At 54.1% G+C, this 5,257-nt stretch carries 2 protein-coding genes and 1 pseudogene; 1 reads left to right on the forward strand and 2 read right to left on the reverse strand.

Features of this window, described 5'->3' with window-relative positions; all coding sequences use genetic code 11:
• Window positions 1-23: 23 nt before the first annotated feature.
• Window positions 24-1,013 (forward strand): annotated as a pseudogene (locus A3764_RS25965) (IS3 family transposase); the annotation flags it as partial.
• 126 nt (window positions 1,014-1,139) lie between these two features.
• On the opposite strand, the gene A3764_RS09635 reads toward A3764_RS25965, so the two are convergent.
• Both A3764_RS09635 and A3764_RS09640 read right to left on the reverse strand, forming a co-directional pair.
• Window positions 1,140-3,500: a P-loop ATPase, Sll1717 family gene (locus A3764_RS09635; protein ID WP_067267174.1), complete on the reverse strand. Its 2,361-nt coding sequence runs from the start codon at window positions 3,498-3,500 to the stop codon at window positions 1,140-1,142.
• A gap of 125 nt (window positions 3,501-3,625) precedes the next feature.
• Window positions 3,626-5,257: type IV secretory system conjugative DNA transfer family protein (locus tag A3764_RS09640; RefSeq protein ID WP_067951535.1), on the reverse strand; the 1,632-nt coding region annotated here is incomplete at its 5' end.

The following is a 5,257-nucleotide window of genomic DNA, read 5'->3' on the forward strand; positions in this document are numbered from 1 at the left end:
TCCCAACGAAGGAGGCGGACAGAATGAAGAGATCACGGTTCAGCGAAGAGCAGATCATCTCGCTCCTGAAGCAGCAGGAGAGCGGCGTTGCGACGGCGGACGTGTGCCGCGAGCTCGGGATCAGCTCGGCGACGTTCTACAAGTGGAAGGCGAAGTTCGGCGGGCTCGAAGTTTCGGATGCCAGGAGGCTTAAGGCGCTGGAGGACGAGAACGCCAAGCAGAAGAAGCTGTTGGCCGAGCAGATGCTGGACAACGCGATGCTGCGAGACGTTGCATCAAAAAAATGGTGACGCCCGCGGCCAGGCGGGAGGCCGTGGCACATCTGTGCGAAGCGCATCAGGTGAGCCAGCGGCGGGCGTGTTCTGTTCTGGACGTTGACCGGTCGAGCGTGCGGTATCGCAGCGTGCGCCCGGACGATGCGGATTTGCGTCAGGCGATGAAGGTCGTAGCAGCGGAGCGTCGCCGGTTCGGCTATCGCCGCGTGCACGTTATGCTGGAGCGGCAGGGCTGGCGAGTGAACCAGAAGAAGCTGCAGGTAAGGAAACGCGGCGGCCGGAAGCGGGCCCTCGGGACACTCAGACCGATGTTTGTTCCAGAGAAGCCCAACGAACGCTGGAGCCTCGGATTTCGTCTCTGACGCCTTCACCGACGGGCGCAGGTTCCGTGTCTTGGCCATCGTCGACGACTTCAGCCGGGAGTGCCTCGCCCTGGTCGCCGACACCTCGCTCTCGGGGCTGCGTGTCACGCGGGAACTGACCACGATCATGACCCGACGCCAACGACCCAGAACATTTGTCAGCGACAACGAGACGGAACTGACCAGTATGGCGGTGCTCAGATGGTGCCAGGAGACGAGAATCGACTGGCATAGCATCGCGCCGGGCAAGCCGATGCAGAACGGTTTTGTTGAGAGCTTCAATGGCAGCTTCAGGGACGAACACTTGAAGAAAACCCTGTTCTCGTCACTGGCCGAGGCCCGCGAAAAGATCACAACATGGAGGGATGACTACAACGCAACCTGACGCCCGAGGAATTTGCAATGAAATCGAGACTGGAAACCCAGGCCGCATGAGGCCAGAAATCAATCGACGGATTCCCCCAAAGGCTGGAGGGAAGTCGGGTCTCAGGTTTGACTGAATTCAGTCGAACACATCCATTGCTTCAACTTGATCCCAATTGAGCATCATTACCGGCTGTTTTGAATTCATTTTCAATGTAAGGTGCTCAATGAATATTGGATGAATGGCAAAAATCAATGCCGCTAGCACATCCTCGCTTTCCAAATTCTGAGCATATCTTGGATTAAAAAAGTAGAAATCAAAATCATCTAAAGATACCCCCCCTAACTGAACGGCGTCAGCCCGGATACCCAAAAATCCGATCTCATAAAGAAACCTAACTTTCTGCCCAAGCTTACTTATCTCACTACGGCCATACATTTCGAACCGAAGACCTTGCAGCTTTTCACGAAGCTGTTCGCATGAAAGAATCTGTGGGGAAGCCTTAAACGTATCTAGAATTTCCCGCAAATTAGTAAACGTATCTGAAAACTCGCCAAGGAACTCTTCCTCAACAATTCGATGCGTCTGCTCCGAAATAATACGTGCAACATATGACGGAGATACTTTCTCATTTCTTTTGTATGCTAGCTCAGCGCGGGCAACTATCCGTGTATAGTGTAAAAGTACATCCCGCGGCCTAAAAAACGAATGTCGGAGTACGTTCAAGAATAGATCAATAGAAAAGGCCGCGCCATTGATCTTGACGTCAACACTATCTGGAAGTCTCCTTCCGCTTTCTTTCAGGACCTGTCGGAAGCGACCGAGAGCTCGATTTCCTAACTTGTCCAAGCGTGAATCTGGAACTCCCCAGACCACCTGCAATCTCTTCCTCAGCATTGTGAGTAGTTCGTAGGGTTGCCAGCTAATTTCTTCGTTGATCTCCCCAACGATCGCGTCTCTACGGCGCAGTTGCACCTCATAGAGTCTGTCTCTCGGAAGTGGCACGCAGAAATCCAAATGTGGCCCGAGCAACTTATAGAAGTCTTGGTTCGGGGATGAGTTATCTGGGCTACGTAAATGATCGATGAGCTCGACAAGTCCCTGGATCCAGAATATCTCTCGTTGCTCCCACCTACGCCTTTGATCTTCCGGGAGATTTCTATCCTTAATATCTTTTCGATACTTCTGAATTTCGGTGTCGAACCTGTCCAAGCAAAATAGAAATCTTCGATTATTTGGATCTCGTTGAACTGTTTCAATCAGCCCTTGGTACGCGGTACCTAGAAGGTATTCAGTGCAAGACTGTACGTTTATCAATCGTAAAAGGTCAGACTTGAACCGAGACTCATTCACTGTAGATGCTTTCGCTATACAGTCTTCTATGAACTCCCTCACAACCCCGACAGACATATTGAAGAGCGCCTCATATCGACCCGAGTCGCATTCAAATCGTTCCACATGTGCTTTTTTCGGGAGAAGTTTGCCTAAGGAAGTGTCGCCCACGCACGAGATAACACTCTTGACCATGCAAAGAGAAAGAAAGACCGGCCAAATATAGTCGAAGACTTTCGACTCTTCTGCTGTGTAAGTTAAGTCGCCCTCGGCGGATTTGAACGTTAAGTCTTGCAATAGATAGTGAAGATTCCAGTCGTTCACTTCCACGTCGATGGGATCGAAATAGAGTTCCGAGTTCTGAAACTTGTACACTTTCAGGAGCGTCGTTTTTCCAGAGCCCTTTCGACCTGTAAATGCAATTTTGTGATACTTGCCAATAGCTCTAAATGCACTCGTCTTCACAAAAAATTCGTTGGAAAATTCATCTATGGTAAAGCTTGTTCGTTCTGCTTTTCGGAAAAAGGCGTCACTCACCTCAATGCCACCATCCATTCCCTTCTCACAAGATATTGAATCAACTTCGGAAATAGCAACCGGGTCCAACAATATACTATCGACTTCCGTTTGGATTCTATCGAGTTCCGGATCGTTTTCGCGCCAACAGTCGAGAAGATCTCGACAAATGGCGTCAATATCTGGCTTTGTTTTTGAGGCAGTTCTATCTGGTAAATAGGCGGGACCTGTTGTTTGTATCGGCTTGAATTGACTCAAGTCGCGGGTTAGCTCTCTACCATTAAAATAGTTTGGCAACGCTTGATCGGAGTTCGCTTTCCAGACTACTGGTATGAACAAGGGGGGTTTGCCATCCTGTCTCCCTTCCAGCCTATCAACGATAAACATATATTCGGTTAGTACCCCCGACTTAATATGTTGGTCACTCTTTACTTTATAGTCTGGGGAGAAAAGTGCCAGAACTGCGTCTGCAGAAAGTAGATCCTCCTTCATGAACTTCCCTAGGTCGGATCCGCTCCGATTATTGAAGTATGCTTTGAAGTCTACTTTTTCTTCACAGATGTTTGACAAATGCGCCAAGAGAAATTTGATGGCATCTTCATCGCCATCTGCAGTTGAGAACGACACAAAACAACTAATTTTTCTCGGCATGCGTCTTCCCATTTCTAGAGCCAACTACCGTTCAAATTCAACTGTTTGAACTGATCCTGTCAACGGGAAATCCGAATGCTTGCAGATGCACTCGCTATCGTGTCCTGTCGCAACTCCTAATACTGTCAATGCCCCATCAACTCCTCGATGAAATCCTCCCGCGCATCCAACACTGCCTCCCATTCCTTCGGCACCGCCGCGTCCCGATCGAGCGTCTCCGGCTCTGGTTGCCCGCGCCCGGCCTCCATCGTCCTGACGCTCATCGCCCGCGCTTTGCGCCGCTGCGAGCGATCCCGGACAAGCGCGCGTTCGGTCGGTTTCGCCGGCTCGTCTGCGCCGGCCTCATCATCGCCGTTGCTACCCCAAGGCCCCACGCCCTGCACACTCGGCGGATAGGGGAACGGCTTGCCCTCCTGGCGGGCCAGCATCTGCTTGAAGAACGGATCGTCGTAATACTTGACCCGGCTCGCCTTAATCGGGTGCTGGGGCGAGGCGAGGATGATGACCTCGTCGGGATCCATCAGGCGCGCTTCAGTCTCAGAAAGCAGCGGTCGTTCTTCCAGCCGCGCCGAAGTCGAGGTCGCACCAAGGAAACCCTTGTTGCGGCCATACATCCGGGTCACCGCCTCGCGGGTGGTACTGCCGACCGCGGCGGAGACCTCCTTCACGGTGCGCTGGTCGCGCGGGGTGATGTAGAGCTTGAGCCCCGCCCCGTTCTCGAGACTTTCGCGGCCCTCGGGTCCGTAAATCCGATCAAGCGAAGCCAGCGACTGCGCAATCATCGCCACGCGGCCGCCATAGCTCGCGAGCGAATGGATCGCGCGTTCGAGATAGGGCATGGCCCCCATCTGCTGGAATTCGTCGATCATCATCATGACCGGCCACGGCTCGTCCGGGCCACGTTCGTTCAGCCGGATCGAGGCAATGAGATCGGCGAACATCAGGCGCAGAAGCGGCGCCAGGGTCGCGATATGATCCTCGGAAACCGCGATGTAGAGCGACTGCGGGGTCTTCCGAAAGGTCGAGAAATCGAAGTCACTCGCCTCGGTGGCCGAGCGCACCGCCGGATTGTCCCACTGCTTGAGACCGGCGGTCATCAGGGCCTGGATGTTCGAGGTCAGCAGCCGCGACGAGGCCGAGGCCGCGTTGGTCCAGAGCTCGCGCAGAATGTCTTCCTCGGCCTCGTCGGCATAGGTCTTGTACTGCGCGTTCTTGTATTCACCCCCGGCGACGATCTTGTTCACCTCGCCAAGGTTCGGCGTGCCGCGCTGGATCGCCAGCAGGCAGGCAGCGACGAAAATCGACTTGCCGGCCTCGGAGAAGGTGTCGAGCGTCTTGTTGTCCTTGTCGAGGAAGAGGTCGGCCAGGATCGACACCTCGGTGAAGCGCTGCGCAAAGCTCGGAGCCTTGGCGATCCGGGCGAGCGGGTTGTAGCGATGCGTGGCATTGGCCCAGTCAAAGGGGCTGAAACGATAGACCTCGTCGCCGTTCAGCGCCCGAAGCCGCGCGGTCTTTTCGAAGTTTTCGCCCTTCACGTCGAGCACCACGACCGAGCCCGCGAAGCTCAGGAGGTTCGGGATCACGAAACCCACACCCTTACCGGCGCGGGTCGGGGCCACCATCATCACATGCGGGATGGTGGTCGAGGAGATGAACTCGGCCTTGGAGGTCGGCGCGCCAAGCTTGCCGCAGACGAAGCCCTTGCCCGGCGCTTGCAGCATGTCGTTCGTCTTCAGCTGCGCCTTGGTTTGCCAGTG

It is taken from the genome of Sulfitobacter sp. HI0129 (genome assembly GCF_001635395.1).
In the GTDB taxonomy this organism is placed as follows: Bacteria; Pseudomonadota; Alphaproteobacteria; order Rhodobacterales; family Rhodobacteraceae; genus Sulfitobacter.